Here is a 2328-nt window from a genome sequence, read left to right as displayed (position 1 = left end):
GCGAAGGGCGCCAAGGACGCCTCCCAGTGGCTGCCGCCGCGTAACGACGCCCACTGCTGGTACGCCTCCGCGCAGGTACGAGTCAAGACCAAGTACCGCCTGTCCGTGTCGCCGGCGGAGAAGCAGGCGCTCGGACAGACGCTGGCCTCCTGCCCGGCCTCGGGCAAGGGTGCGAAGGGCTCTCGATGAGTGTGCGGGAGCCGGAGCCCTTCGACGGCGACGAGGAGGGCCGGCGGGTCGGCGAACTCCTCCTCGGATACGCGGAGTCGGTGGACGTGCTCGTCGACCGGGTGGCTGCGGTCGAGTTGAACGGTGACAGCGGGAGCGGGCCGGTTGATGCCGCCGGCGCCGTGGAGGAGAGGGCTGTGCGCGGTGAGGAAGTGAGGCCGAGGCCGTCCGTGCGGTGGCGTGAGGTCCATCCGGAGGCGTTCGGGGAGCTGAAGTGCTCCTATGCGGTGATCGGGCACAGTGCCGTCCTCATGGTGCTGAGTCTGAGTCTGATCGGGACGGCTCTGACGGTCGGTCACCTGCACTGGGCGGAGTGGCTGGAGGCGGTGGTGCGGATGGCTGCGAGCTTGGGGGCCGTGGGGTGCGGCACGGTGGCCTTGTGGCGGGTGGTCCGCGCGCTGTGGCGAGCGCTTCGGGCGCTCCGCGCTGCTCGCCGCGGTGAGCCGGGCGCATCTGTGGCCGGGGCGGGCCGGGCCGCCTGAGGGGTTGGGTGGACGTCACCGCGGTGCTCGTTCCCGGGCGTCGCAGATGGCATCCCATGCGGCGAAGGTGGAGCACTCCTGGGGGGTGCGGGCACGCCAGTCCCGTTCGGCCTGCTGGAGGGAGGCGAGGATGCGGTCGCGGATGACGAAGCCGGGTTCCTCGGGGGCGGATGGCTCTCCGGGATCGGGCAGGCGGGCGCGCAGTTGCTCGGCAGCATGGCGGAAGGCCTGGTTGGGCGGCACCCCGGTGGGTGCGGCGGCCGGGCGGGTGACGCCGGGGTCCTCGGCTCCTGGTGTGCAGGTGTGCGTACGGGAGCGGGACATGATCAGGGCTGCCGGGGAGCTGGGCCGGCGGGGGATCCGCCACGCCATGAGTTCGGCTGCGATGTCTTCGGCGGACCGGCCGGCGGTGGTCCAGGGCCGCAGGGCGAAGGCGAGGCGGCGCAGCGGCTCGGCCTGGGTCCAGGGGATCAGGGGCCGTATCCGGGCGGCGACGGACACCGCGTGTGCGGCTTGTTGCGGGCTGGCCTGGTAGGGCTCGGCAAGGGGTTGCGGGCATCTGCGTGCGCGGCGTCCGTAGCCGGGGGCGGCGTTGTTGTTCTTCCCCTCTACCTGAGCTGTACGTCGTTGGTGGTTGGTCTTACAGGAAGGGGCGTCATGGCGTCGTGGCGGGCGGGTGCGCCGCCGTGCCTCCGTGATGGCCAGTTCGCGGCCGCGTGGGGTGAATCCGATGTGCCGGGCGTGGTAGCCGTGGCCGTGCACGCGGTGTCCGACGGCGTCGTCCCAGGCGCGAGGGACGACGGCCGCGTAGATGGTGGCGGTGCCCGCCCACTCGCCGCTGCCGGCGGGGCGGGTGTTGGTGCGGGAGCCGTGGAGGGCCCAGGCCAGGAGGCCGAGTTCGCGCAGTACGGCCACGTGGCGTTCCAGGGTTCTGCGGCTGATGCGCAGGCGCTTCCACATCGCCTCGCGGCAGTAGGCGACTTGTCCGTCGGCGTTCAGGCGGCCGGCGAGGTCCTCGGCGACCCGCAGGGTCGTGGGACTGGCCCGGGGGTGGAGCCGGGCCTGGATGGCCCAGGCGGCGGCGCGCAGGAAGTCGGGGCGGCGCGTGCGGCGGGATGCGGTCGTGCCGACTTCCTGATCCGCTCGAGAACGAACCAGGATGAACAGGTTGTCTGTGGATGTTTGGGGTTGTCCGTGCGCCGGGTGCGGGGGTGCGGCGGCGTGGTGGACCGGTGCGCGGGCATGCTGCATCATGGGCAGGGCACGCCCTCCTTTCGGGCATGCGACGGCCCCGCTTCGGTGGGGCCGGGTTCTTCGGGAACCATGCGATCCGCCCTGGCAGGGGCGGTGTTGCCCGGTCGTGGACCGGGTTCTTCACCGGGCGAGCTGGACACTCGCGCGGTGGTGGCAGAGATGCGGTCGGCGAGGCAGAGGTGCTGGACACACCTGGATGCCTCTTCGCCGCGGGGCAGCCCCGGGGGACTGCTCCCACTGTCAGGTCATTCGCGCATCGGGCTCCTGGGAGAGTCGGTCACCGGGGTCAGTGGCCCATGCCCGCTCCGCCGTCGACCGGGACGACGGCGCCGGTGATGTAGGAGGCGGCGTCGGAGGCGAGGAA

At 72.4% G+C, this 2328-nt stretch carries 2 protein-coding genes and 2 pseudogenes; 2 read left to right on the top strand and 2 right to left on the bottom strand.

What is annotated here, in order from left to right:
- Positions 1 to 189: pseudogene (locus AOK08_RS41135) on the top strand (HNH endonuclease family protein); the annotation flags it as partial.
- Positions 186 to 710 (top strand): hypothetical protein, encoded by a 525-nt coding sequence (locus AOK08_RS41130; protein WP_157877028.1) that lies wholly within the window; start codon positions 186 to 188, stop codon positions 708 to 710. The pseudogene AOK08_RS41135 and the gene AOK08_RS41130, both read left to right, overlap by 4 nt.
- A gap of 15 nt (positions 711 to 725) precedes the next feature.
- Here the strand turns inward: AOK08_RS41130 and AOK08_RS41125 are convergent, their stop codons facing one another.
- Together AOK08_RS41125 and AOK08_RS45350 are read right to left on the bottom strand one after the other, a co-directional pair.
- The gene (locus AOK08_RS41125) at positions 726 to 1964 is read right to left on the bottom strand and encodes a hypothetical protein (protein ID WP_055535598.1); all 1239 of its coding nucleotides are present in this window, start codon (positions 1962 to 1964) and stop codon (positions 726 to 728) included.
- 286 nt (positions 1965 to 2250) lie between these two features.
- A pseudogene (locus tag AOK08_RS45350) lies at positions 2251 to 2328 on the bottom strand (beta-ketoacyl-ACP reductase); the annotation flags it as partial.

It is taken from the genome of Streptomyces graminilatus (genome assembly GCF_001418565.1).
GTDB classification, from domain to species: domain Bacteria; phylum Actinomycetota; class Actinomycetes; order Streptomycetales; family Streptomycetaceae; genus Streptomyces; species Streptomyces graminilatus.
Note: the sequence above shows the minus strand (reverse complement) of the source record. Positions and strands in the feature narration are given on the sequence as shown.

Excerpts from the sequence above, each read along its gene's own strand:
- AOK08_RS41130 (WP_157877028.1), top strand. The coding sequence starts at position 186 with ATGAGTGTGCGGGAGCCGGAGCCCTTCGACGGCGACGAGGAGGGCCGG.
- AOK08_RS41125 (WP_055535598.1), bottom strand. The coding sequence starts at position 1,964 with ATGATGCAGCATGCCCGCGCACCGGTCCACCACGCCGCCGCACCCCCG.